General features: G+C 52.2%; 17 protein-coding genes. 12 read left to right on the plus strand and 5 right to left on the minus strand.

What is annotated here, in order from left to right; genetic code table 11:
* Positions 1–31: 31 nt before the first annotated feature.
* The 9 genes from MKX76_RS05250 (at position 32) to MKX76_RS05290 (ending at position 12,992) form a co-directional block, all read left to right on the plus strand.
* Positions 32–907, plus strand: a complete 876-nt coding sequence (locus MKX76_RS05250; RefSeq protein ID WP_007128386.1) for a carbohydrate ABC transporter permease — start codon at positions 32–34, stop codon at positions 905–907.
* 94 nt (positions 908–1,001) lie between these two features.
* On the plus strand, positions 1,002–2,603 hold the full coding sequence (locus tag MKX76_RS05255) for an extracellular solute-binding protein (RefSeq protein WP_341033152.1): 1,602 nt from the start codon (positions 1,002–1,004) through the stop codon (positions 2,601–2,603).
* Between the two features lie 124 nt (positions 2,604–2,727).
* The gene (locus tag MKX76_RS05260) at positions 2,728–4,446 is read left to right on the plus strand and encodes a hypothetical protein (protein ID WP_251537645.1); all 1,719 of its coding nucleotides are present in this window, start codon (positions 2,728–2,730) and stop codon (positions 4,444–4,446) included.
* Between the two features lie 17 nt (positions 4,447–4,463).
* Positions 4,464–5,726 (plus strand): DegT/DnrJ/EryC1/StrS family aminotransferase, encoded by a 1,263-nt coding sequence (locus tag MKX76_RS05265; RefSeq protein WP_007128383.1) that lies wholly within the window; start codon positions 4,464–4,466, stop codon positions 5,724–5,726.
* The gene (locus MKX76_RS05270; protein WP_007128382.1) at positions 5,713–7,614 is read left to right on the plus strand and encodes a hypothetical protein; all 1,902 of its coding nucleotides are present in this window, start codon (positions 5,713–5,715) and stop codon (positions 7,612–7,614) included. The genes MKX76_RS05265 and MKX76_RS05270 overlap by 14 nt, the downstream gene beginning before the upstream one ends.
* Before the next feature lie 6 nt (positions 7,615–7,620).
* Positions 7,621–8,676: an alpha/beta hydrolase family protein gene (locus tag MKX76_RS05275; RefSeq protein ID WP_007128381.1), complete on the plus strand. Its 1,056-nt coding sequence runs from the start codon at positions 7,621–7,623 to the stop codon at positions 8,674–8,676.
* Positions 8,677–8,766: 90 nt separating this feature from the next.
* Complete coding sequence (locus MKX76_RS05280; protein ID WP_028407157.1) at positions 8,767–10,206, plus strand: extracellular solute-binding protein; 1,440 nt, start codon at positions 8,767–8,769, stop codon at positions 10,204–10,206.
* A gap of 468 nt (positions 10,207–10,674) precedes the next feature.
* A complete protein-coding gene (locus tag MKX76_RS05285) occupies positions 10,675–12,075 on the plus strand; it encodes a protoporphyrinogen oxidase (protein WP_341033154.1) in 1,401 nt (466 codons plus the stop codon).
* 344 nt (positions 12,076–12,419) lie between these two features.
* The gene (locus MKX76_RS05290; protein ID WP_341033155.1) at positions 12,420–12,992 is read left to right on the plus strand and encodes a DUF1697 domain-containing protein; all 573 of its coding nucleotides are present in this window, start codon (positions 12,420–12,422) and stop codon (positions 12,990–12,992) included.
* A 373-nt stretch (positions 12,993–13,365) separates the two neighbouring features.
* Here MKX76_RS05290 and MKX76_RS05295 read toward each other — a convergent pair whose 3' ends face one another.
* Complete coding sequence (locus MKX76_RS05295) at positions 13,366–14,532, minus strand: hypothetical protein (protein WP_144868818.1); 1,167 nt, start codon at positions 14,530–14,532, stop codon at positions 13,366–13,368.
* Positions 14,533–15,109: 577 nt separating this feature from the next.
* Here MKX76_RS05295 and MKX76_RS05300 point away from each other — a divergent pair.
* The gene (locus tag MKX76_RS05300; protein ID WP_144868815.1) at positions 15,110–19,009 is read left to right on the plus strand and encodes a fibronectin type III domain-containing protein; all 3,900 of its coding nucleotides are present in this window, start codon (positions 15,110–15,112) and stop codon (positions 19,007–19,009) included.
* A gap of 191 nt (positions 19,010–19,200) precedes the next feature.
* Here the strand turns inward: MKX76_RS05300 and MKX76_RS05305 are convergent, their stop codons facing one another.
* Positions 19,201–20,430: an aminopeptidase gene (locus MKX76_RS05305; RefSeq protein ID WP_144868812.1), complete on the minus strand. Its 1,230-nt coding sequence runs from the start codon at positions 20,428–20,430 to the stop codon at positions 19,201–19,203.
* Between the two features lie 180 nt (positions 20,431–20,610).
* Here MKX76_RS05305 and MKX76_RS05310 point away from each other — a divergent pair, with 180 nt between their 5' ends.
* Positions 20,611–22,212, plus strand: coding sequence for an MDR family MFS transporter (locus MKX76_RS05310; RefSeq protein ID WP_341033156.1), 1,602 nt, complete (start codon positions 20,611–20,613; stop codon positions 22,210–22,212).
* A gap of 145 nt (positions 22,213–22,357) precedes the next feature.
* Here MKX76_RS05310 and MKX76_RS05315 read toward each other — a convergent pair whose 3' ends face one another.
* The 3 genes from MKX76_RS05315 to MKX76_RS05325 all read right to left on the minus strand — a co-directional run bounded on the left by MKX76_RS05315 (position 22,358) and on the right by MKX76_RS05325 (position 25,495).
* Positions 22,358–23,179: a carbohydrate ABC transporter permease gene (locus MKX76_RS05315; protein WP_040738704.1), complete on the minus strand. Its 822-nt coding sequence runs from the start codon at positions 23,177–23,179 to the stop codon at positions 22,358–22,360.
* A 17-nt stretch (positions 23,180–23,196) separates the two neighbouring features.
* Positions 23,197–24,159, minus strand: a complete 963-nt coding sequence (locus MKX76_RS05320) for a carbohydrate ABC transporter permease (protein WP_341033157.1) — start codon at positions 24,157–24,159, stop codon at positions 23,197–23,199.
* Positions 24,160–24,238: 79 nt separating this feature from the next.
* Positions 24,239–25,495, minus strand: a complete 1,257-nt coding sequence (locus tag MKX76_RS05325) for an extracellular solute-binding protein (protein ID WP_028407151.1) — start codon at positions 25,493–25,495, stop codon at positions 24,239–24,241.
* Between the two features lie 380 nt (positions 25,496–25,875).
* Between MKX76_RS05325 and MKX76_RS05330 the strand changes: the two genes are divergently transcribed.
* A complete protein-coding gene (locus tag MKX76_RS05330) occupies positions 25,876–26,607 on the plus strand; it encodes a metallophosphoesterase family protein (RefSeq protein ID WP_007130276.1) in 732 nt (243 codons plus the stop codon).
* Positions 26,608–26,670 lie beyond the last annotated feature (63 nt).

Raw genomic sequence — 26,670 nt, forward strand, 5'->3', positions numbered from 1 at the left:
GTTGTGAAGCCCACAGAAAGGAGAAACACCCTTGAATCAAAAATCCATCGCCGAACGCTTGTTCAACTCGGTGAATATCGGTTTGCTGCTGCTGATTTCAGCGCTGATGCTGTTTCCGTTTTTATATTTATTCTCGGTTTCCTTCTCGTCCTATGAGGATTTCCTAGGAAGCCGGCTGCTGTTATGGCCGTCGAACTGGACGACCGATGCGTATGAGTACATCTGGAGCTCCCGCACGTTTCGTCAGGCGCTATGGACCACCTCGCTTGTAACCGTGCTTGGCACGCTGGTCAATTTGTTCTTTACCAGCACGATGGCCTACGCCTTGTCAAGACCGATCATCGGCCAGCGGAGCGTCATGTTTATGGTGGTGTTCTCGCTCTTGTTCTCGGCGGGGATGATCCCTACTTATTTGGTTGTGCAGGCAACGGGACTGCTGGATTCGATCTGGTCCTTAATTCTGCCTGTCGCGATCGCTCCGTTCAATCTGATCGTCATCCGGCAATTTTTCCTTAACATACCGGGCGAAATGATTGAGGCCGGGATTGTAGACGGTGCCAATGATCTGCAGATTTTCTATAAAATCATCCTTCCGCTGTCCAAGCCGGCGCTGGCCGCCTTCAGCTTGTTCTACGCGGTGACCCATTGGAACAACTACTTTGCTCCGATTCTGTACATCAATGATTCCTCGAAGTGGACCATCCAGGTCGTGCTTCGGCAGATCGTGGTGGTGGGAGAGACAACCGGCACGCTTGGAGGAGATAACATGTTTGCCGCCCAGCCTCCGCCTCCGGAGACGATCCAGATGGCGGCGATTCTAATGGCTACGCTGCCTATTCTCATCGTGTATCCATTCTTGCAGAAGCATTTTGCCAAGGGTGTCATGCTTGGTGCTGTTAAAGGGTGAGAACTCAGGGCTGCTGCAAGAAGCTGGGCTGTCGCTGAGATCATCATAACTGGGGCGCAAGCTCCAAAATCATAACCAAAATGGGGGAACGTAAATGTCGAAAAAGCGCATGATTACCATGATGATGGCTGCACTTCTCTCGGTCAGCCTGGCCGCCTGCGGTCAGAGCAGTCCGGGCCCGAAGAGTGCAGAACAGCCGCAGGAAGGAGGAAAGGCACCAACCGAGGGCGAAGCGAAACAGATCTATACCGTTACGGCAATCGATTACCGCTATGGGGATCCGCCGCCGTCATCCAGCCCGGGGCTGACGATGATCAACGAAAGATTCAATGTCAAGTATGAGCCGACGTTTGTGCCGAATACCGCGTTTGACGAGAAGATCAACGCCACCTTCGCCTCAGGCAAAATACCGGATATGATCGGATTGATGACGGCGGATGTGAAGAACCGCTACAACAAATTTGCCAAGCAGGGCGCATTTCTTGACATCGAACCGTATATCCAGGAATATCCGACGCTGAAGCTGGTTCCGGATTTTATATGGGATGCGGTGAGGGTCGACGGGAAAATCTACGCGATCCCGCAATATGCCCCGAAATACCAGGTCGTTACGGTCATCCGCAAGGATTGGCTCGATAAGCTGGGCCTTGAGGTTCCAACCAACTACGAGCAATTGAAGGAGGTCGCGATCGCATTCACGAATAACGATCCGGACGGCAACGGCAAGAAGGATACGTACGGTTTGGCCATCGGTCAGGATATTAACCCGAACTTCAACCAAGGACCGTATTGGGACCCGGACGCCTGGTATCATCAGGATGAAGCGGGCAATTATATTCCGGGAATGATCGGCAACGGCCGGAAGGAATTTATCACGATGCTGTCCGAGCTGTATAAAGCGGGTGCGATGACCAAAGATTACGCCATTCTGAACTGGGCGGATACGAATAAAGAGTTCTATTCCGGCAAGGCGGGCATCTTCATCGGAACGCCGCGCGGCATGTCCCAGGAGTATATGGACGGACTGCTGGCCATCCATCCGGACGCACAGTTTGTAAGCCTTGGACCGTTCAAAGATGCATACGGTAATCAAGGACTTACCTCGGGTGCAGGATTTAACGGCATTACTCTGCTAAGCGCCAAGCTGGTGTCCGAGCCGGAGAAGCTGAAGCGGATTCTTACGATGATTGATTTCGGCCGCACCTTCTACCCGGAGGACAGCCGGAACGAGAGCAATGCAGACTTCGACTGGTGGTCCGGAAAAATCGGCGTCGGCTACGAGATGAAAGACGGCGTGCCGGTAAACAAGGAAAACTTCGCATCCGACGGACTCGCGCCATCCACTTATTTTGTGGACAATACGGCATGGGCGCCGCAGGATTTCGACAACGACTACTCGATCACCTATCAGACGAAGCAATTGTCCGATCTGGTTGAGTCCATCGAAGCGATGTATAAGGAAATCAAGCTGTATGCGAACCCGATCACCGGCCTGGAATCCGCTACGGACAATGCCAAAGGCGCAGAGCTTAAAAAATACGTCATGGATGAGCAGGTGAAGATGATTGCGGGCACGCGTCCGGTATCCGAATGGGATCAGCTTGTTCAGGAATATCTGAGCAAAGGCGGAGCCGATATCATCGCCGAGTATAATGCAGGCATTACGGAGAAAGACCCGAAGGCGCTTTTTAAATAAAGCCCAGGAGAAACGTTAAGAGTTTGTCCCTGCAGAATACGTCTGTCCTCACGCGAAGAAGGCTGGCGAGAGCAGACGTATTCAATCGCCAGGGCGGCTGAGAAGGGAGTAGGCAGCATTGAGCATGCAGGCAGTAAAAATCGGGTTGTGGTGTAATCGTAATGCAGCAGAATATCATTGGAAGCATGGTCAAAATATATTTCAGCTCTATATCGAAGAAATTCTGTCACATGCCGGCATACCGTATCGGTTATTCGATCAAGCGGAGCAATTGAGCGCATACCGCCCTGATATTATCGTGAACGTGCTTGCTGGCGAGCAAGAAGAGGATTTGGACCGTCTGCTGAAGTGGGCGGAAGAGGGAGCCGTCGTGATCGCCTACGGGGGCTTGAACCGTTTGGCTTCGAGGATGGGGTGCGTCGAAGTCAGCTGCCGCGAAGCGGTGTATGCGGAGGTCGAAGGGATGGAAGCGGTCCTTCAAGGAAAGCTCCTGCGGGCACTATGCAGCCAGCCTTGGAAGCCGTTAGCCGGGCATGCGCAGACTGCATCGCCTCTTGCAGAAGCTCAAGGAAAACTCCGCTTGGGGAAAGCCGGGAGCGAGCTGGGCGCAGCCTGTTTGGCCTTTCGGGTCGGTATCGGCAAGCTCATTCGCTGGAATGTGGATATCCCGAGCACGATCGTTTATCTTCAGCAAGGAAGAGGGCCTGTGTATCAAGACGGCATTCCTGCCGAGGATGGAACCGGGGGCATAGACGAGGGAATCTTGAAGGCGGATGACGGCATGGAAGTCGACTGGAAGGAGGATCGGGTCAAGACCGATTCGAATATTCCTTACTTTCCGATTCCTTATGGAGACCTATGGCGCGAGGTGATCGTTCACGAGCTGATGAGGGAAGCAGCGGGTCTCGGGCTCACCCTGCCGTTTCTAGATTATTGGCCGCGCGGGATCGAGCAGGTTGCGATGATCTCCCATGACAGCGACTTCAATTCCGAAGAGGCTGCAACAACAACGCTGGAGCTTTTGAGGGAATGCGGCGTCCGTTCCACTTGGTGTATGATCGAACCCGGATATTCCAGGGAAATGTACGACATGATCGCCGTTGCTGGGCATGAGCTTGCATTTCACTTCAATGCCCTTGAAGCGGAGGGCGGCATATGGTCCCAGGAGGAATTCTCCCGTCAGCTTCAGCATTTGCGACAGGCAAGCGGAGCGGATATCGTATCGAATAAGAACCATTACACCCGCTTTGAGGGCTGGGGGGAATTGTTCCGTTGGTGCGAGGCCGAGGGGATTCAGGCCGATCAAACCCGGGGTCCCAGCAAAAAAGGAAATGTCGGCTTTCCGTTCGGCACGGTGCAGCCGTACTATCCGATCGCATGGGCGGATGAACGCAACCGGCTGTATGATGTGCTGCAAATCGGATTTTTGACGCAGGACCTGGAGCATCCAATGCTTCCGGACATGTCGGTTATTGAGCCGTTCCTTCAAGCTGTCAAGGGCGTGCGCGGCGTTGCGCACTTTCTGTTTCACCAGCAGCATATTCATCGCATCGAGGGTGTGCGGGAAGCCTTTCGGGCTGTTGTCGGTCAAGCGAAGAGCCTGGGATACACGTTCTGGACCTGTGCCGAAATAACAAGCTGGGAGCAAGCCAGACGGAACGCGAGATTTTCCGTGGATGCAAGCGGAGCCTTGGAGGCCGGCAATCTGCCGGAAGGAGCGGTCATCCGATATTACCGACATTCATATTCGGATGTAGAAGAAGATTCGAAGCGCGATCGCTATGGGCTCCCTTGCCCGGAATGGAGCGGAATGATCAAGGGCGCTGCCGAGCGGACGCGGTAAAAGGAGGGATGGACAGCATGGAACCACTGGCGCTGGACGGGGGGCCGAAAACCAAATCCACGCCGTTTGCCTCGGGCAAGCGGTTCGGTGCGGAGGAAGCAGAGCAGCTGCTTGAGGCTCTTGAGCAAAATACGTTATTTTATCATTTCGGCCAAAAGGTCAAACAGTTTCTGGCGGATTTCAATCAATTGTATGGAGTCAAGTACAGCGTTGCGACTTCATCCGGAACGGCGGGACTGCATGTTGCGCTTGGAGCGGCCGGCATCTCGGTAGGCGATGAAGTGATCACAAGCCCGATCACGGATCAAGGCAGCTTGATCGGCATCCTGTATCAGAACGCGATCCCGGTGTTTGCCGATTTGGAGCCGCACACCTACAATCTGGATCCGAAATCGGTGGAGTCGCGGATCACGCCGAGGACGAAGGCGATCCTTGTCGTTCATCTAGCGGGCAATCCGTGCGATATGGACCCGATCATCGAGATTGCCGAGCGATACGGTCTGAAGGTGATTGAAGACTGCGCCCAAGCCTATTTGACAAAATATAAAGGACGGCTAACGGGAACCATCGGCGATTACGGCTGTTTCAGCACCAATGACTTCAAGCATATTTCAACCGGCGATGGAGGCATTGTGGTTGTAAATTCAGGGAATGAAGCGGATTATGAGACCACGCATGCCTTTGCGGACAAGAACTATCGCCGACTCGGCACTCAGCTTGACCGGGGAACGAAGTACATTGCACCGAATTACCGGATGACCGAGCTTCAAGGGGCTGTCGGGATCGCCCAAGTCCGCAAGCTTCCGTGGATTTGCGAAAGGCGGAAGGTGATTGGAGACCGCTTGAATCAAATGCTGGCCACCGCGCCGGGAATACGTATTCCCGAGGTTCGGCCGGATGACGAATGCACGTATTGGTTTTATATGTTTCGACTGGAGCTGAACGAGCTGTCTTGCACGAGAGAGCAATTTTGCATGGCGCTGGAAGCGGAAGGCATTCCGAACCGGGCAGGCTATATTCCGCAGGTGTGCTATATGCAGCCGCTCTTTCAGAATCGGCAAGCTTATCTGGGGAGCAGCTTCCCGTTTGATCTAACGGAAACTTCCTATGAACAGGGCCTGTGCCCCGTTGCGGAGAGCATTCTGGAGACAGCGGTGCAAATTCCGATCAGCGAGTTTTATTCGGATGAGGATATCCGCGACATCGGGATGGCCGTCTTAAAGGTCGCGAGCGCATACAGCACGCAGAGTAAGGGGCGGGTCAGCCATGTTGAAGAGTAGTGAGCATTCGGATACGAAGCCCTTTGAGTCCCTCGGCTATCCGGTCCGTGCCGACGAGACACGGTCGGCGGCGGTATGCCGAAACGAAAACGGGGAAGAGCGCGTCGTCATTGCCGCAAGAGGTTATTTGCTCATCGTGGATCCGGATAACGGCAGCTGCCGCCAGCTGCCGTTTCCGGATTTGTGCCGGGAGTATCCTTTTGCGGCAATGAGCACGAGGAGCGGCTTGTTTTGTACGGGAGCCGGAATGTGCTTGTATGTGCTTGACCCCTTCAAATCTGAATACATAGCCCGGTTTGAAGCGCCGTCAGGTGAGGAACACGCGGGTTTTGCATTCGCGGAAGATGAGCGCGGGACGGTCTACGCCACGACGTATCCGGGCAGCTATTTGCTGGGCATGGATGCTGCAATGCAAGAATGCCGAGTCATTGCCCGGCTTGATTCCGACCGGACATATGCGATGACGCTGGCTGCCGGAAGCGATGGATGGATCTATGCGGGACAGGGCACATCCTCTCCAGCGGTTGCCGCCGTTCATGCGGACAGCGGCGAAGTGAAGACGATTACGGTGAACGGGAACGCGGCCCCGGGCAGTGCACAGGTACACCGGGGGCAAGACGGAAGGGTGTATGCCCGGATTCCGAATTCTTCACATCCGTCGGCTGCCGCCGCAGAGAATTGGTACATCATCGAGGACGGCCAAGAACGTCCAATTCCTGAAGCTTCGGTATCTCCTTCGCTGTATCGCGGGGAAGGTTACCGAAAGGTGCATCAGGACCTGAGCAATGGCCGGAGCCTGCTGTCCTGGGAGCTGTCTGAGATGCGAATCTCCATTCAGCACGCGGATGGCACGCGATCGGAGATCCCGCTGCATCATCAAGGCAATGCCGCGGAGCTGTCGCCGATCTTCGCCGGGCCGGATGGCAATCTGTACGGCACCTCCAATCATCCGCTGCATTTCTATCGATTTGAACCGGGCCGCCGCCGAATCATGAACTTTGGCCCGGACATGATTCAAAAGGGGGGCGGAGGCAATATTGCCGCTTACGCTTCCCAAGGCTCCAAAATCATCGGAGCCGCTTATGCCGGCGGGCTGATCCATGTAATAGACACGTCCCGCGATTGGGAGGGGGTTAGACAGCCAGCTTCACCAGGAACCGATATGGTTTCGCCAAGCTTGAGAAATCCCAGGCTGATCTATGCTGACAACCGAGTTCATCGTCCGCGCTGCGCGGTTTCCTTGAACGATGGCATTCACGTCTTGTACGGCGGGTTTCCTGGTTATGGAGCGGTCGGCGGGGGTCTGGGCATCGTGAACGTGGAGGAAGAAAGCGTCACGATGCTGGGGCATGAGCAAGTGATCCCCGAGCAGAGCACGGTGTCGCTAACGGTACTCCCTCGAGGGGGCGTCATCGGGGGGACCAGCATCGAGACACCGGGCGGGGGGCAGACCTCGGCCAAGGAAGCGGTCCTGTATGCCTGGGACTGGGCGTCCCGTTCCGTTACCGGAACCTGGGTGCCGATAGCCGGCGCCCGAGAAATTTCGGGATTGTGCTCCGGTCAGGGAGGAGATGTGTACGGGATCACCTCGGACAGTATCTTGTTCCGTTTCGATGTTAAGCAAGGTAAGGTTGTAAGCCTGTATGATCTATCCCCGTGGGGGTCCGTCGTCCGAAACGGCATGATGGAGTCTTCCCGCAACGGCATGCCGATTGTTATAGGACTGCTTAGCCGCACCCTATTCATGATTACTGCCGGGTCCGACGAGCCTGTTCGCATTGCGGCTTTGCCCGAGCCGGCAACCTGTGGGCTTGCCCGTATCGGAAACGATATTTATTACGGCGCCGGAGCCGAGCTGTGGCGATTCCATTGGAAGGAGGAGGTGTAAGCTGCCATGAATGAGATTCAGCGATTATCAAATAAAGGGCTTCATGATGTAAGCAAGGTCGCTCCACTGCTGGACGGCGGGGCGACAAAATCGGATTGGGAGGCTAAGCGGAAGCAAATTCAGTCCGTCTGGATGCGCACGCTCGGCGATGCGCCGCTTGAGAATATGTATGATAGCGAAGTGTTAGGTGAGAGCGCATATACGGTACTAAGCGAGAAGGAAGAAGAGGATCATTATTGTCAGTATATCCGGTATGAAACCAAGGACCGGGATCTGGTGCATGCGTACCTTCTGCTACCCAGCAGCGTGACCGCTTCCGCCCCGCGGCCGGCTGTGCTGGCGCTGCATCCGACGACCGAAGTCGGGAAGTCGGATGTTGCCCTTGCGTCGGGAAGGGACAATCGCAGGTACGGATTGGAGCTTGCGTCTCGAGGCTATATCGTGCTAGCTCCCGATTCCATAACATTCGGCGAGAGAATCTACGAGGGCGAAGGACCTTTTCAAACGGCTCCGTTCTATAAACGGTTTCCATCGTGGTCGGTTGTCGGCAAAATGCTGGCCGATCATATCCGGGGCGTGGATGTGCTCGCATCCATGAAGCTTGTTCGTCCCGACCGGATCGGTGTTATTGGCCATTCCCTCGGCGGATATAACGGCTGGTTTCTGGCAGGCATGGATTCGCGGATCCGGGCGGTTGCCTCCAGCTGCGGCTTCTCCATGTTTCAAGGAGATCCGGAACCGAACCGATGGGGGCAGCGGGATTGGTTCTCGCATTTTGCCGGCCTCACCGAGGTGATGAAGCAAGGGGACCCGCCGTTTGAATGGCACGAGATCGCAGCACTGGCTGCTCCTGTGCCGATGTTTATGTGGTGCGGCATGAGAGATGCCATTTTCCCGCATTGGCTGGACAACACGCTCGGGCTTGCCGAGCTCATGAAGCTATACCGCGGTTTGGGCCGCGAGGCTGATTTCGAATGCTGGCTGGGGACGGAAGGACATGATTTCCCGCCGGATCTACGTGAAAGAGCATACCGTTTTCTTGACGCTCATTTGCTGATTTAAGGAGCTGCAAGTCGGAAATGACAATGATTGGAATCCTTATGTCATGCATGTTATACTGATATTCATAGACATGTATAGGAGCGGTATATATTGTTACGTAGAAGAAATGAATTTCATGAACGCTATGAGCGTTTCTTGCAGGATCTCAGGAATGAGATCGTAAGCGGGACACTTGCGCCGGGAGAGTTTATTTTACCGGAGAACACATTGAGCCAGAAATACGAAATGAGCAGGGTCTCCATCCGTAAGGCGCTTGATGAGCTTGTCCATGAGGGGCTAATCGAGAAGATTGCCGGCAAGGGCAATCGCGTCAAGCTTCCGGACGAGGACCGAACGCCGGTCGTTATTAAGCTGGCCTGGTTCTCCACTTCCTATGAGATTGAAATCGTGAAACGAATCATTGCATCCTTCGAGAAGAAATACCCGTTCGTTAAGGTGGAGCTGATGCTGTATTCGGAGGAGAACTATACCCGCACGCTTATTCATTCGATGGATGAGGAGCAGGGACCGGACGTATTCGTCATGTCCGAAATGCACTCCAGAGAATGGGTAGAGAGCCGCCGTACCGACCTTCTGACCGGCTATATTCCCCCTCATCTGCTTGAGGAAGGAGTCAGCTATCCGGAAGTTTTCCCGCTGTTCCAGCAAGGGGAGCAGATGCTGGCGGCGCCATTCATCTTCTCGCCTGTCGTCATCTGCTTTAACCGGTCGATTTTCGAGAAATACGGGATCAAGGAATACCAGCCGCTCGAGAGCTGGGACGACCTGCTCCGCGTGGCGAAGCTGTGCACGAAGGCACCGGATGAGGACGGGATGGTGGAGCATTACGGCTTCTGCTTCTCCGCCTCGTCCAACCGCTGGCCCGTCTTCCTGCTCCAGAATAATGGACAAATCATGAAGAGCGACCGCAGCCGCAGCACGATGGCGAATGAGAATAACATTCAAGCATTGGAGTATTGCCTGTCCCTGATGTATAAGGAGCATGTTTCGCCGATCTACGCGCATGGCAGCAGTCATTTGGCGGAGGGACTCTTCATGAAGGAACGGGTGGCCATGATCATGTCGACGTATTACTTCATGAACGAGTTCCGCGATCATTCCATCGCTTGGGACGTGATGGAGCTTCCGCGAGGCAAGCAACCGGCTACGCTTCTGCTCGGCGGGGGGCTTGCGATCAATGCGCGCAGCAGCCATCGGCAGGTAGCCGAGAAGCTGGTCGATTATATGACAGGCGATGAGGGGCAGCGGCTGATCAAGCAATACGGATGCACGATTCCGGTCCTTCGGTCTGCTGCGGAGGACGATGCACTGCTTGACCCGGCCATTCATCCCGAGCATTACAACTGCTACCTGGATGTGCTGCCACATGCCTATCCGCTGCATACGCTCAATTTGACGCAGTCCGAAATCGAATTGCTATTTGATGAGCTGAATCTTCTGTGGGCGGGAATGGAGACACCTGCGGATACCTGCAGCCGAATGGAGTCCCTGTTTAATGAGCGGCTTGAGGCCTCCGCCGTTAAACCATAAATACCTAAACGGGCATACTATGAATTCGCTGTGAATGTTTCATTATAGATCGCGCGGGTATATATATCCTAAGTGGGGAGTGGAATTGATCATCACCAGACGGATAACATGACGTATTGTCAGCTAACCGAAAGGATGTTGATACCCATGGACAACAGAGTAGGGAATGAGGAAGGCCACGCCTGAATCGTTCCCAAGGAACACCTTGAGTAGCAATTTTAATATTGCGTGAGATGGAAAACCGCTTCCCGCTTTACAAAGCTCTGCGAGAGACCTCGCGGAGTTTTTGTATTTTTCTGGGATATAAGGGGCATGGGGACCGGCAAACTGTTCACACAATTGAGGGAATACGCGAGGTCCGTCCGGTATTTCCTATGATATACTAGTGAATTGGATACAATGGGAAAGTGGAAGCAAAGCGAGACAGGGGTAACGATTTCAACTTTACATATTTCGAGGTGTATTTCAGTGACAACTACCGTAGTTATAGGCGGAGGTATTACCGGTCTGTCCACATTATATTATTTGAAGAAAAAGCTGCAGCATGCCGGCCGTGACATGAAGCTGGTGCTGGTCGAGGCCGGCGATACGCTGGGGGGCAAAATCCGTACGGTCCATGACGGTGAATTTATTATGGAGACCGGCGCGGATTCCATCGTAGCCCGCAAAACCAACGTAGCTCCGCTCCTCGAAGAGCTCGGCTTGACGGATCGAGTGGTATACAATGCCACGGGAACGTCGTTTATTTATACGAATAAGGGATTGAAGAAGATCCCGGATGAAAGTGTGTTCGGTATACCGCTTAGCCTGAAGTCCTTGGCCGAGAGCGAGCTCGTGTCCGCCGAGGGAAAGGTAGAGGCTCTTAAGGACTATTATATGCCGAACGAGACCTTCAGCAAGGACGATTCGCTCGGACAGTTTTTGGAGGCGTTTCTTGGCAAGGAGCTTGTTCGTAACCAGATTGCTCCCGTGATATCAGGTGTGTACTCCGGGGAGCTGCATGACTTGACGATCGCTTCAACCTTCCCGTATTTGCTGGAATACAAAAATACCTATGGAAGCATCATGGGAGGACTGGCTGAAAATCGCCACAAATACTTAGGCTCCGGCAAGAAGTTCCTTTCCTTTAAGAATGGAGCTTCCGAAATCATAGATGCACTGGAAACGCATCTTTCCGATGCGCAAATCCTTAAAGGCGTTCAGGCATCGAAGCTGGAGAAGAAAGGGAGCGGCTATACCGTTTCGCTGGCGGACGGTCAGAGTCTGGAGGCGGATTACGTTGTACTTGCCACGCTGGGCTCGTCGGCAAAAGAACTGCTGCCGGAGCCGAAGCTGGCTGAAGAATTTGATCAGCTGCTTACCAAGTCGCTGATTAGCGTTTATCTCGGATTTGATATTGAAGATAATGAGCTTCCTTATGACGGGACGGGTTTTATTACGGCTAAGGATACGGATCTGAAATGCGATGCCTGCACGTGGACGAGCCGGAAATGGGAGCATACCTCAAGCCAAAAGCGCCTGATGATGCGGCTGTTCTACAAGAGCTCCAGTCTCCATTACGACGAACTGATCCGCATGTCCGAGGACGAGTTGAAGCAGGTCGCGTTAGACGATATCAAGCGGAGCTTAGAGATTGATGCGAGCCCGGTTACATGCGAGGTCACCAAATGGCAGGATAATATGCCGAACTATCACTTGAAGCACCGCCATGTGGTTAAGTCGCTGGAGGAAGCAATGGCAAGGCATTACCCTAACGTGCTGCTGGCCGGATGTTCGTACTACGGCGTCGGCATCCCGGATTGCATTGCGAACGGGGAGCGCACGGCTGGTCTAATTATGGAACGGGTGGAGGATTCGTTTCGAGGTTAATCGTTTTAGACCCAAGCATCATGCTCTTACACCCCAGTGAGAAATCGTTCGCTGGGGCTTTTTTTATGTAAGTACAGGTTGAGCTTGGTTAGTAAGAAGGCTTGAGCATCAACTTCAAATTTATCGTCAGACTAATTTTCCCCTCATAGCTAACCTTTTGGCTGCTAGATACGTTTATCACCATAATCAGTGAATTGGCTCGGTCGGACATCACATTAGCAGATCCCGAAAAGCGTGTACATCGAGCGGATAAAATTTATAATATGGTTAAACCAAATTGAAGTCTGGAAAATAGCATCGATACGAACTAGTTTTGCAGCCTTGCACGAAAGGAAGTGCTTCAAGTGACCATCTATATTGCACTGCTGAGGGGTATTAACGTCGGCGGACACCATAAAATCAAAATGGCCGATTTAAAAACGCTGCTCGAGGGTCTCGGTCTGTCCCGTGTCCAGACGTATATACAGAGTGGTAATGTATTGTTTGAATCGCCCAAATCTAAGACCGAGCTGAAGGAATTATTTGAGAATGGAATCCGCGAGGCCTTCGGTTACTCCATTTCGGTCATATTTCGAACAGGGGAGGAAATGGAGGACATCATTCGGAGCTGTCCTTTCTCGGAAGCGATGATACAGGAAGCGGATGAAGTTTCGGCTTTCGTCAGCTTTTATGTAGGAATGCTGCCGGATGCCCCTTCGCAGGAAGAAGTGGACAAGCTCGTTGCAGCTGCGAACGAGGAAGAAACGATCCGTTGTATAGGCAGCAATATTTATTTGCTGCTTAAGAAAAGCGCCAGAGATTCGAAGCTGACCAATCAGCTGCAGAAGCTGAGCGTGCCGGTTACGATGCGCAATTGGAAGACAACGAACAAGCTGGCACAGCTGGCGGCAGAAATGGATGTCCGGAGTTTGAGATGATCGCTTTGCGTGACCAGATGCACTGAATATCTCTTATTTACGCATGTCGCATTGACAAAAAAATTGAATAGACCTGATTCATTCCTGGTAGAGCGGGTACATTTATAACAAGTGGGAAGTGGAAATGTCAATCGACGGACGGAAGAACAGAAATGTCATTCCGAAAGGAAGTTGATTCGCCATGAACACTCGTAAAAGGAGAAGAAGAGCGAGATTTCTTCGTTACTTCTCAGGCAAGGCACCCTAGCAGTTGGAAAGTAGCTGCATAGTAATTAAGGAATATTGACCGCTTCCCACATAAAGATCCTGCACATTTGTCGCAGGATCTTTTTTTGTGTATATACGAGGCGGGAAATGGATGGCCGGTAGTTCACTATTGATACTCTTGAATTTGTTTGAGCACATTCATTAGATCATCAAGATCTCCAATAGTAGCTGAGACATTGAACAGATGATCGTTCATCAATAAATGTGCGGCTTTTCTATGTTCACCATCCACATATACAACGGTATGACCATTGATATCGGTAACCTCTGTCGGTTCTTTATAGAAGCCCTGTATGGTTTCAATGGTATTTCCCTTGATAGGCACCTGATTTACAACAATCTCAGCACCATTTAACGATTGGTATCTTGCGAAGAAATGAAACTCGCCAGGACCAACTTCATGAGCAGTGATAGGAGTAAGTTGTTTCATATCAGGAGTGTCACTGGTCTGTGCAGAACTTATATCTGCAGGAGCAGTGTCTTTAATCGATTCAGGAATACGCACTTCAACACCTTCTGGTAGCTGAGAAAGGTCAACCCTGTTGTCTTGCACGTCCGGATCTGGCGGAACAACTGTTTCTTGGCCGTTTGCCGCGGTAATTTCTTTATTTTGATGTATCGTATCGTCTTCTGTGACCTTAATTTCTTTCGCTACTTCAATCAAGTACTCCAGAGACACATCCTCGTAAACGGAAACTACGATATATACGTGTTCATTCGTTACAAGGTGGACTGTTTTTCTTGGGCTTCCATCCTCAATGACAGCTTGGAAACCATGGATATCAATGACGGACAGTTCGGCTGGATCGTAAATGCTCAAATTTTTAAAATAGTCAATAGATACATTTGGAGAAAGATCTGCTTGAAATAACTGAACTTCCGACCCACTTTCAAGCGCATAGATTACTTGAATTTCATTATTTGTGCCCCAATCCGTTGCATGAGCCAATACCAATTCCTTAATAGGATTGCTCGAGGTGATTCGATTGGTGTGAAACATTGCTCGATCTGCCAAATCTAAAGGGATATGCAGGTCTTCATAAGAGCTATGCTCAATATTCACAGTAATCGGCGTAAGCGGTGCAGGAAGTTCGTTTGCAGTGGAAGTATTTTCTATAACGTTACTCTCCATTTCAGCCGGTATCGTCTCAGATATGCTGCTATCCTGTACCTTGGTTTCAAGCGATTGCTCTACGGCGCTATAAGCATAAATGGAAGTGCTTGCTCCCAGAGCAGCTGCTATTCCTATGGAAAGCAGAATGGATTTTTTCATGGATTCACCCTCCTAGTATTTATTGAACGGGGCTTATTCCAAAAAAATAAGTAGTTTTGGAATTAAGTTATAAATATAAACACCTAAACCAGACCAAAAGTTAGGCAGCGTTGGGAAATTTATGAATTTAGCATGAGACAATTTCGATATAACGCGAAAAATACTTTAACACTCCCTTAACAGTAGTCGGAATAACTATAAATGTAATAATACGAAAGCAAATACGCTACGCACATCAAGTAGACTTTTATACACGGAATCACCGGGAGATATCCGAAGATGTCCTGTTCAAAAGAACTAGTATTTTCGTTGGTTACTGAGACTTTCTGATCATTTATCAAAATTTACATAAAGTTGTTTAAATAGATGCTGAAATATGCAATTATGAATCTGGGAGGTGATGAATTTCAGATATGCCTAAGATTTGGTAAGCGGGCGAACAACCGGTCAAATCCAATCCACGTGATAAGCGAGGGAATCATTGTGTAAGCGCTTTAAAAACTTGGAGATCCCATGGAGACCTGGAGAATTGGGAAACTGAATTGATTGTTCACTACATCATTTTAGGAGGTTTTCCATGTCAAAGATCGTTAGGAATCGTTGGTTGTCATGTCTCTTGATCGTAAGTTTGGTGATGTCAGGATGGTTTGCTTCAGGCTACGGACAAGCTTCGGCCAGACCGGGCCAACCATCAAGCGGGATGCCGGTGCTGTTAATCACGGAGCTCGTGCCGGATTCGACGAATGTAGGAACGGCGGACGGCTACGAGTTTATCGAAGTATACAACAACACGGATCAAGTGATCGATTTCAGTCATTACAAGCTTCGGTACCGCTACTTAGAGAGTGATACCCTTTGGGCCCATGTTCCCGATGAGGTAATGATTGAGCCTGGAGGCACGCTCGTCTTCTGGATCATCAACGGTCAGAACAATCAAGCAACGGTCGACGATTTTAATCGAAATTACGGCACAAATCTGACGGAAAATACCGATATCGTTAAAATATTCTCCGGAGGCATGTCCAACTCCCGTATGAGGGAGCTGGTCGTTGTCACGAACACCGGCCGTCCGGTGGTGTCTGCATTCTATAATGACGGAGAAGTTCAGAATGAAGAGGACCTCGGCATCTTTTATAAATACCCCGAGGACGGCAGCATCAAGATGCAGCGCATCTCCTATCGTGAGCACAAAGCGACGCCAGGCAGTCTGCAGCACTCCATCGTTCCTTCGGAGCCGGTGCATGTTCAAAATTCCAAGCTTCCTTCCGTCGTGAATCGTACGGAGACAAGCGTCGTTTCGCCGGGGGAAGACGTGGACATTGCCGCGGAGCTTAGCAGTGATTACCCGATAACTACATTAGCGCTTTCGTATCGGGTAGACGGGGAAGAGGAAGTCAAGGTCGTGCAGCTTCAAGAAAGCGAACAAGGTTACCGGTATACCATTCCGTTCCTTGAGCTGCTGGGACATCACAAGCTGGAGTATTTCTTTACGGTGTCCGACTCGTATAAAGAACAGAACAGCAGGATGTATAAGGTTGATCTGACAGGCAGCTCTGCAAAAGAGCGACTGAACGTAAAAGATAATGAGTTGCTTGGCGGAACGGCCTATATCCGCGGATCGTCGGATCGGGTGCCGGCACAAGAGCTCGAGCTCTATATCGACGGGAAGCTGGTGCAGGGCGCACCGGCTATGGAGTTCCCCGCATATTTTGTCTTTGAGGGCGACGGTATCGACGATGGCGTCAACACGGTAACGATCGGCAAGGATGTGCTGCACCGGACCGATCCCGATATGGATGGCTACCAGACGATCGTTGTACCGATTGAGCCGGAGCGGCTGTCCAGCGGCCTCCAAACCATCACCCTCAGAGCGGGGGATAATGACAAGACATATTTCGAGGACGATAAGCCGACAGGCAACATGGACGATTTTAACGCCCGCAATGTCCGGCTCCTGCTGAGCGATGGAACGGAGCTTCGTGACCCGAACTACAGCGACCCGGCTCTTGTGCATGATCTGGGTGATGACGGTCGGTTTCTGCCTTATGTCGATTTCACCTTCGATATTCCGGCAGACCGATTAACCGCAGTATCGTATGCTTGGGATACGACACAGGCAGCGGACGGACCCCACAACGTCATGCTGAAAGCCAAAAAGAAAACCGCAACAGCAACAGTGCTGGTGGACAATGCAGGGCCAAGCATTCTTCCGAGTGTTGAAGAAGGCAAGGAGTACAAAGGAAGCTTCACCATCGATGTGACCGCGAGTGACAGTGTATCCGGCATTGATACGCTGCAGGCCAAGCTGGACGGTCAACCGATTGATGTTCCTTATGCTACCTCTTCCGCAGCATTACAACCGGGAGCACATCAGCTGGTCGTTGCTGCAGCCGATAAGGCCGGCAATCGTTCGGAACAGACCGTCACCTTCCATACGCCGCAGGAGCACCCTAACGCGCCTGTTCCCGTGTCTCCTGCAGATGGGGAGACTGTTGACGGATTACAGCCGGAGTTAAAGGTTCAGGTAAGTGACCCGACAGATGATGAGCTCAAAGTATCTTTCCACCAGGCTTACCGTTACGACTCGCTCAGTGAAGGACGGGTTACCGTATCCAAGCATGCCAGCGATGAGGAGCCGCCGAAGGTTCGGCATCCGGAAGGCGAGGAAGCGCTAAGCCAGGAAGAGCTTGAGCGGATTTCGAAATCCAATGACGAGTATGTCACGTTGGATTCGACGTCCAAGTTTCCATACTTAAGATTTAATGTAGAGCTGGAGCATGCGGTTGAACCTGGCGATCAGGTAGAGGTGGTGTGGGAAGGGCATACGGTTGCCGGCCGGAAGGTGACGATGTATGCCTGGAACCATGCTGCCGGCAAGTGGACGGAAATTACGAAGCATATCGCGGCTTCGGAGGATGACTTTACCCTTCGCGGGGAACTGGCGGCCTCGGAATACATTAGGGATAATAAGGCGGACATCATCGTTCAGGACGAAATCCCATCCCGCGGCGATTATGACTATACCTTCGTATGGGTGTCCGACACGCAATTCCTGACCGAGCTGTATCCGCATATTCAGCAGCAGCAGTTCGATTGGATCGTAAATAATATCGATGAGATGAATATGAAATATTTGTTCCACACCGGCGATATCGTGAATGATCCGGCTGCCCAGTATCAATGGGAGCGTGCCGACGGATACATGAGCATGCTGGAACAGGCGGATCTGCCGCACGGCGTCCTGGCTGGTAATCATGATGTCGGCAGCTATGATTGGGATTATACGACATACAGCCGATATTTCGGAGAGAACCGCTATAAGGATCAGCCATACTATGGCGGCTCCTATAAGGACAACCGCGGTCATTATGATCTTATCTCCGTTGAAGGCAACGACTTCATCATGATGTATATGGGATGGGGCATCGAAGATGAGGATATTGCATGGATGAATGAGGTGCTGGCCGAGTATCCGGATCGCATCGCATTCCTCAACTTCCACGATTATCTGCTGTCGAACGGTACACGCTCGGCCGTCGGCAACAAGCTGTATGAAGAAGTCGTTGTACCAAACCCGAATGTCGTTGCCGTCTTGAGCGGACACTACACGGGCGCGAATATGCTCAAAAGCGAATTGGACGATAATGGCGACGGCACGCCGGATCGTACAGTCTATCAAATGCTTGCGGATTATCAAGGACACGCCGAGGGCGGAATGGGTTACTTGCGATTGCTGCACTTTGATACCGAAGGCGATCGAATCATCGTGAACACGTATTCGCCATACCTGGATAAGTATAACTACTATACGAAGCCGGGCATTGACGAATTCACGATTGATCTGGATCTTGAGCCGAAACTGAAGCGTGTAGCTACGGACTCCATTCAAGTGAATCATTTGAAGGGGACTGCGATCGGCACGCCTCAAAAGGCTGCAAGCGGTGCGGAAGTCGCACAGAGCTGGGAAGGGCTTGAAGCGAATGGAACGTACTCTTGGTATGTCGTGGCCGAAGACGAGTTTGGCGGCAGAGCCGTTTCCGACGTCTGGACGTTTACAACTACCGGTGAGTCGTCCAAGCTTGCCGCTCCATCCAAGCTTAAAGCGCAGAAGGTGACCACTTCCTCGGTTCAGCTTGAATGGGAGCCGGTAAAAGGCGCGGAAGATGAGACCATCCGATATCATGTATACATGGACGGCGAACGAAAGGCTACTGTTACCGACAGCGTATATGAGATAACCGGACTTGCTCCGGAAACGGCGTATAAGTTTACCGTCACGGCAGTGAATGCCGAGGATATCGAATCACAGCCGAGTGAGCCGTTAACCGTTAAGACAGCAGCTGAAGCAGGTGCCGAGGCTGAAAAGGGAGCTGAAGCGGGGGCAGGAGCCGAGGCTGAAGAGGGAACGGAAGCGGAAGCAGAAACCGGGCTTGAGGAGGGAACTGAAACTCACTTGGAAGAGGGAGCAGCTGTATAGGCCGGAACCCCCAATATCCGATAATCCGGGTGCGGATTGTAAAACGTGGCATAAATCAAGGCCCTGTAATATTAAAATTACAGGGCCTTATTTTTGTTCATGCATTCGAACGAATTCATAACACATAATGCTAACTGTGCGAAGTACTGAGATTCGTTTCAAACATGTTGTCGATTTCTGGTTATTGCAGTTTACACCCAGCGGCCGCCGCGGAAGACCGGCTCAATCGTGCCGTCTTCGAGCACGCCGTCAATATCGAGCTCCGCGGATCCGACCATGAAGTCCACATGGGTTAGGCTGACATTGGCTCCGCGCGCAACAAGCTCCTCCTTGCTCAGCTTGGTTCCGCCTTCGATGTTAACCGGATAGGCGCTGCCCAGTGCAAAGTGGCAGGAAGCATTTTCATCGATTCCGGTGTTGTAGAACACGCGGTTCAGCTTAGAGATCGGAGAATCATGCGGGACGAGCGCCATTTCGCCTAAATAGGAGGCCCCGTCATCCGTTTCGAGCAAGGTGGTCAGATGTTCGCGGCCGGCTTCAGCATCATACTCGACCACTTTGCCGTCCTTGAAGGTCAGCTTCAAGCCTTCTACCAGACGGCCGTTCAGATTGAGCGGCATGGTGCTGGTGACCGTTCCATTGACCCCGGTGCGATGGGGCATCGTATAGATCTCTTCGGTCGGCATGTTGGCAACGAAATAGACGCCGGACTCATTCTCGTCGCCGCCGCCGAGCCAGCGATAGCCTTCCGGCATATCGATCTGAAGATCCGTGCCCGGAGCGCGGTAGTGGAAGCTCTTATAGCGCTTGGCATTCATGTGGTTCTGCTTCTCCTTCAGCTGCGCGATATGCTCGCGCCATGCGGCAACCGGATTGTCGCTGTATACCCGGTTCATCCGGAATACGGCATCCCACATCGCCGGGATGCGCTCTTCCTCCGGCAGATCGGCGTATACCTTATCGGCCCAGGCGCGGGTCGGCGCTTTAATCAGGGACCAGCTGATTTTGTTATTCCGGACGTAGGCCTGGTATTTCTCGTTCGCCACCGCTGCGGCTTTGACGGCAGTGGATACTTTGACGGAGTCGATGCCCCGGAACAGCTCAGGATCCGGCACCTTGATGCGAAGAATCGCGCCGCCGCCTGCTGCGAGCTGCTCCATCGCGTCAGCCTGCCACTGCGGATAGTACCCGAAGGAATCGGCCGGTGCATGCTCGTACCGGATTCGGGTGACCCTCTCGTCGTCCCAGTCGACCTGCACGTACTTGGCGCCGGCATCATAGGCCTTGGCAACGATAAGCCGGGTCAAGTCTGCCGTTTCAATCGGTGCGTTGACGATCAGAACCTGGCCGGGCTGTATGTTAACGCCAACCTTCACGACCAGTTCCGCGTACTTCTCCAAATTTTTCTCGAAATTGTCCATATGTAGAAGCCTCCATTTCTGATGTGCACTCTTATTCTACCACGATGCGGCGAACGCTAGCACCGTTCACATCCCAACTTATAATCATCTTGATAAAGTGTGACACTCACCTGTCATATATCCCCCTGTACACTGTCCTTAGTAAAAGTTGAAGCTTATTCGAGAAGGAGTGTATGAGAAGTGAAAAAAGAACAAACCAGCCGGCTATCCGTGGTGCTTGCCGGTCTTCTCCTCAGTATTTTGATGGCGTCGATGGACAATACGATCGTGGCTACAGCGATGGGCAATATCGTCGGTGAGCTGGGCGGGCTGGATCATTTTGTATGGGTCACCTCGGCTTACATGGTGGCAGAACTGGCCGGCATGCCGATCTTCGGCAAGCTGTCGGATATGTATGGACGCAAAAGGTTTTTTATCTTCGGGATGATCGTGGTCATGCTGGGCTCGGTCCTTTGCGGCACGGCGGGTTCGATCACGGAGCTGGCGATTTACCGGGCCGTTCAAGGCATTGGCGGCGGTGCGCTAGTGCCGATTACGTTCGCGATCATGTATGATACGGTTCCGCTTGAGAAGCGGGGCAAGCTGATGGGGCTGTTCGGTACGGTGTTTGGTTTATCCAGCATTTTCGGACCGCTTGCAGGCGCTTATATCACGGATCACATCGCTTGGCAGTGGGTCTTTTATATTAATCTGCCCCTGGGCGTTCTTGCGTTCCTCATGGTCACCGGGTTCTACCGGGAATCGCATGCCCGTTCCAAGCAGCCGATTGATTGGGCTGGCGCTGTTACCCTTCTGACGGGTGTCATCTGTTTCATGCTTGCGCTGGAGCTGGGAGGCAAGCAGCTGGCGTGGGATTCGTGGATGCTGCTAGGCTTGTTTGCGGCAGCGGCGGTAATGCTCGTCCTCTTCATATTGGCGGAGAGAAGGGCGAAGGAACCGATCATTTCATTCGGCTTGTTCAAAAATAAACTGTATTCGACCAGCGTACTATGCGGATTGTTCAGTGGGGGCTCATTTATCGTGGCATCGGTTTATATCCCGATATTTGTGCAAGGCGTGCTCGGCGGAAGCGCCACGAGCTCCGGACTCGTTCTGCTTCCGATGATGCTCGGCTCCGTCATTACCGCGACCGTTAGCGGTTTTCTGATGACCAAGGTACCCTATCGCAACATTATGATTCCGACCCTTGTGTTGTTTGCGGGCGGGATGGTGCTGGCTTCCACGTTGACGGCGGAATCCGACAGATTCATCGTTACCTTGTATATGATCCTGATCGGTCTTGGCATCGGCGGCTCATTCTCGGTGCTTAGTACGGCCGTGATGCACGGTTTGTCTTATACCAAGCGCGGGATGGCAAGCTCAACCTTTAATTTTACGCGCTCCGTCGGAATGACGATTGGCATTACGGTATTTGGCCTGATCCAGAGCAGGACGTTTCAGCAGTCGCTGACAACCGGGGAAGGAACCAAGGATCTGCTGAAGGAAGGGTTATCGCTCTCGGACCCGCATGTCCTCCTTTCGCCGGATACCCGCACCCTCATCCCGACGGATCTGCTGAAGCCCATTTCGGAACAGCTCGCTTCCTCCATCGCCGCCACATTCGCCTGGGCGATCATTCCTGCCGTGCTGGCGCTGACTGCAGCGATGCTGATGGGACCGAAGAAGCTGGATGCAACAGCCGAGGTTAAAGATGAGACGGAGGTTTACCCTGGAAAGGAGAAGGGGGCTGCCGAGGATTCCGATCGAATGTTAGGAGGCCCCGTGCCTGAAGCCACACATTAACGGAATAAATATATGAGTTGACATCCATCCATTTGTTCAACTTATATATTTAACGAATACAGCTGAATGTAAACGTCTTTCAGTTATAACGAAGACTGCCCGCCGGATCTGTGATCCTGCCGGGCAGTCTTTTTTTAATATAGGGTCAGCTCTTAATTGCCCCGGCGGCAATATCCGAAATAAACTGCTTGCTGATGAACAGAAACATCACGATGAGCGGAATGACCGCGAGCAGCGTACCGGCGATCACCATGGAATAGTCGGTGGTATAGATGCCGTTCAAGGAAGAGAGCGCCACCTGAAGCGTGAACTTGTTCTCATCGTTCAGGATGATGAGCGGCCACAGATAGTCGTTCCAAACCCCGATGAACGTAAAGGCAGCCAAGAATGACAATGCCGGCCTTAATATCGGGAGCGAAATATTCCAGTAGAGGCGGAAAAAGCCGCAGCCATCGATTTTTCCGGCGTCCAGCAGCTCGGACGGCACGGACTCCTGGGCATACTGCCGAATCCAGAAAATCCCGAACGCATTGACCATGCCCGGGATGATCAGCGCTTTATAAGTTCCCACCCAGCCGAATTCCGCCATGATGACAAAGGACGGCACGAGCGACAGCTGAGCCGGAACCATCATGGTTGCGAGGAGCAGGACGAACAGCCATTTTTTGCCGGGAAAATTAAATTTTGCGAAGGTAAAGCCGGCGAGTGAATCAAAGAACAGCACCAGCAGCGTGCAAGCGGAAGCGACGAACAAGGTATTCCAGAAGGCTCCGAAAAAGTCGATGCTGCTCAGAACTCTTGCGATATTATCGTAAAGATGAGGGCCGAACCACAGTTTCGGCGGAAAGCTGTAGATTTCCGAAGTGGTGCGTGTCGCCATGACGAGAAGCCAATAGAAGGGGAAGATTGACATGATCAAACCGGCGATTAACCCGAGATGCAGCAATATGGATTTCCATTTCAGCATGAGATTCACCCCTATCATCAGTCATTGGAAGGCTTGCCTTGAACCATTCGCCAGTTCAGTATCGAGAAGAGCGCAATCAGCACGAACATTCCCCAGCCGACAGCAGCGCCATACCCGAAGTAGTTGTGCACGAATGCCTCCCGGTACAAATACAGGACGATGGTGAGCCCGCCGCCGCTGACACCGCCGTCATTGCCTACAAGCACCTGCGGTTCGGTAAAGACCTGCATGCCGCCGATCGTCGAAGTGATAACCGTAAACAGAATGATCGGCCTGAGGTTCGGGATGGTAATTTTGAAGAAGGCCTGGATTCCCGAAGCGCCGTCGATTTTTGCGGCTTCGTACAGCACGGACGGGATGCTCTGCAGCCCTGCCAAATAGATGATGGCGTTGTAGCCTACCCATCTCCAGATCACCATAACGGAGACGGCAAGCTGGATTCCCCATGTTTTGTTCAGCCACTCGACGGAAGGAATGCCAAACAGGGATAGCACGTAGTTAAGCAGACCATAATTGTTGGAGAACAGCGTTCCGAAGACGATGGCGACGGCAACGAGCGAGGTGACATTGGGAAGAAAATAGCCGATTCGAAAAAAAGTCCGAAAGCGCACAAACGCTGCGTTCAGCAGGAAAGCGATGATCAGCGCGAAGAATAGCATCGGGATAGTCGAGTAGACCCAGATCAGCAGGGTGTTTCCGACTGCTTTCCAGAACTCGGGATCGGTCAGCATGAATTGATAGTTATTCAGGCCGTTAAAGGACATCTCTCCGATGCCGTCCCATTTCTGAAACGACAGGAACATCGAGAAGGCGATCGGGAACAGACCGAAGATGGCAAATACGATGAAAAAGGGCGAGATGGCCAAGTACTCCTTACGATGCTTCCATATCTCAGACGTCAACCGATGCTCGGGCCGGGGATGACTAGGAACAGCTTTTTGTTCCGGAGGAGCAGGGTGATTCAGCATGGAATTCTTCATCTTGTGTTTACCTCCCGTAATCCGATGGGATATGCGTGTCCGCAGTGCAGCCGTGGCGATTCTTTACGTATCGGAGCCATCAGCGCAGAAGCTCCTTCTTGACCCGCGCGAGCGCGTCGTTCCAGGCTTTATCCGGGTTCTTGCCTTCCAAGGCGACGGAGGAAAGCTCCCGGCTGACAATGCCGTTCAGATTGCCGTGTTTACCGCCGAAATAGGCTGGCTTGACGTTCATCGCCGAGGCGGAGAAGATTTCACCCGTCGCCTGGTTCCCGAAAAACGCCTCCGGCTTGCTCATCACAGGGGCGTCCAGCGCCTTCGTAGCGGAAGGGAACAGATTCATCTTATCGAAGGATTGAATCTGGTTCTCCGGATTTTGAATCCAGCGGATGACATCAAACGCTTCCTGCGGATATTTGCTCGTCTTCATGATCGCCAGGAAGGAGCCCCCGTTGTTGCCGTCGCCGCCCGGCGCCCGGGCAACTCTCCATTTGCCCGACGTATCCGGAGCAGCCTGCATCAGGATTTCTTTCATCCATACCGCCCCGACAAAGGAAGCGATCCGCCCGTTATTCATCGCGGCATTCCATTCGGAGGACTGGGTGCTGGCATTGGCGCTCAGCTTCATCTCAGCCGCTTTCACCGCCAAATCCCATGCCGTTTTCATGGAGGAATCGGCTGTATCCCCGATAAACGTATCATCAGGATTAAAATAGATCCGGTCCGACTGGGCGTTTACTTGGTTATAGATGTTATTGATGTTATCCAGCATTTTTACTTTATTATCAAAATGCTCCTGCAGCTTCTGCCCGGCCTCGAAATACTGATCCCAGGTCGCCAGCTGCTCATGGACCTCATCCGGATCGGATGGAAGGCCTGCCTCCTCGAACAGATCCGCACGATAGAATAGCGCTGTCGGCCCCGTGTCAATCGGAAGCGCTATCATTTCTCCTCCTGGAGTTACGCCGAGCCTCCACTTCCATTCCAGGAAGTCCTGCTCGATTTGCTGCGCTCCCAGATCATACAAGTCATAGAAGCGGTCGGAGCTTGTAAACAGCTCGGCAACCCAGTCATTAAAGGCGACAATATCCGGTCCTCCCGAACCGGCAGCGAGCGTTGTTTTGAGCTTGGATTTGAAATCGCCTCCGATTTTTTGGGCATCGATTCGGATGCCGGGAAATTGCTGCTCTGCTGCTTTGATCAGGTCGTCGTCCAGGCTTCGGTTCCAGTACCAGAGCGTAAGCGTTTTCGTTTTCTCCGTCGGTGTCGTACCGGCGCAACCGCTGATCACCATGATCAGCATGAGTAGTCCTAAGCATACCGTCCTGCGAATGTTCACGATCGTCGGCCTCCTAACGCGGTGAAGTCGTTGATGATTAAATAGTATTCAGCTACCTCGCTCATGTGAGCAAAAGTAAGGTTATTACTTATATAAATAGTAGACGAACCCTTGAAACATTCCATATGGAGACATAAATCGAATTGATTTAGAGAAGATAAAGGAGTCCATGAAGCAGGTGAAACGTTATGCTAATCCGCAAGACGCAGCAACCCTTAAACGTATGATTATAGGGTGAGCTGCTGCGGCGAAGGTTCATTAGACTGCATTTCTATTGCTCCTGCTTGGCAAGTTTGTTATATTCCTTCTACATAGAGCAACAGCGCATGAGCGATTGCTGGTTGTGTGTTTCGAGTTACTTTTTCTAGGGGGCTAGAACTATGGCGACTATTGCGGTTATATCCGACATTCATGGCAACATTCCTGCACTTCGGGCCGTTCTGAACGATATGGACCGGCGGGGAGTGGACCGGATCTTCTGTCTCGGCGACCTCGTCGGCAAAGGCCCGGACGGGGATATAGCGGTCGATCTGATACGGAGCCGTTGCGATCGGGTGATTAAGGGCAACTGGGACGACTTTATCGGGAATGAAACGGACAATCCGGTGCTGCAATGGCATCAGAACAAGCTGGGGGCCGAGCGGCTCGAGTACTTAAGCAGACTTGCGTGCACCATTGAATTCAAAATGAGCGGCAAACGGATCCGGCTGTTTCATGCCTCCCCTCGAAGTGTATATGAGCGGATACAACCCTGGGACGATAAGGGGAAGCAGTTATCGATGTTTGAGGCCTCGGATTTGTGTGAAACCCGGGAAGAGTCCGACGTCGCCGGTTATGGTGACATCCACAACGCGTTTATTCACCACCTGGATGGGAAGATCCTGTTTAATACCGGCAGCGTCGGCAACCCACTTGAGCTATGCGAAGCCTCCTATTGTATTATGGAAGGAGAGCTTGGGAGCGAAGACCGTGCTCCGTTAAACATTCAGTTCATACGTGTTCCGTATGATATAGAACAGGCAGTGCAGGATGCGCTGCAATCGGGCATGCCTTCCCCGGAAGGGTATATTATTGAGCTTCGAACCGGTCGTTATCAGGGCCGCAAATCTTAAGGCGAGCGAATCGAAAAAATACAAGCAGCCCCGCACCGATTTTCGCGATGATGCAAAAATCCG

Origin of the sequence: Paenibacillus sp. FSL R5-0810, assembly GCF_038002285.1 — a bacterium.
In the GTDB taxonomy this organism is placed as follows: Bacteria; Bacillota; Bacilli; order Paenibacillales; family Paenibacillaceae; genus Paenibacillus_AQ; species Paenibacillus_AQ lactis.

Excerpts from the sequence above, each read along its gene's own strand:
- MKX76_RS05255 (WP_341033152.1), top strand. The coding sequence starts at position 1,002 with ATGTCGAAAAAGCGCATGATTACCATGATGATGGCTGCACTTCTCTCG.
- MKX76_RS05260 (WP_251537645.1), top strand. The coding sequence starts at position 2,728 with ATGCAGGCAGTAAAAATCGGGTTGTGGTGTAATCGTAATGCAGCAGAA.
- MKX76_RS05265 (WP_007128383.1), top strand. The coding sequence starts at position 4,464 with ATGGAACCACTGGCGCTGGACGGGGGGCCGAAAACCAAATCCACGCCG.
- MKX76_RS05270 (WP_007128382.1), top strand. The coding sequence starts at position 5,713 with ATGTTGAAGAGTAGTGAGCATTCGGATACGAAGCCCTTTGAGTCCCTC.
- MKX76_RS05275 (WP_007128381.1), top strand. The coding sequence starts at position 7,621 with ATGAATGAGATTCAGCGATTATCAAATAAAGGGCTTCATGATGTAAGC.
- MKX76_RS05295 (WP_144868818.1), bottom strand. The coding sequence starts at position 14,532 with ATGAAAAAATCCATTCTGCTTTCCATAGGAATAGCAGCTGCTCTGGGA.
- MKX76_RS05300 (WP_144868815.1), top strand. The coding sequence starts at position 15,110 with ATGTCAAAGATCGTTAGGAATCGTTGGTTGTCATGTCTCTTGATCGTA.
- MKX76_RS05305 (WP_144868812.1), bottom strand. The coding sequence starts at position 20,430 with ATGGACAATTTCGAGAAAAATTTGGAGAAGTACGCGGAACTGGTCGTG.
- MKX76_RS05315 (WP_040738704.1), bottom strand. The coding sequence starts at position 23,179 with ATGCTGAAATGGAAATCCATATTGCTGCATCTCGGGTTAATCGCCGGT.
- MKX76_RS05320 (WP_341033157.1), bottom strand. The coding sequence starts at position 24,159 with ATGAAGAATTCCATGCTGAATCACCCTGCTCCTCCGGAACAAAAAGCT.
- MKX76_RS05330 (WP_007130276.1), top strand. The coding sequence starts at position 25,876 with ATGGCGACTATTGCGGTTATATCCGACATTCATGGCAACATTCCTGCA.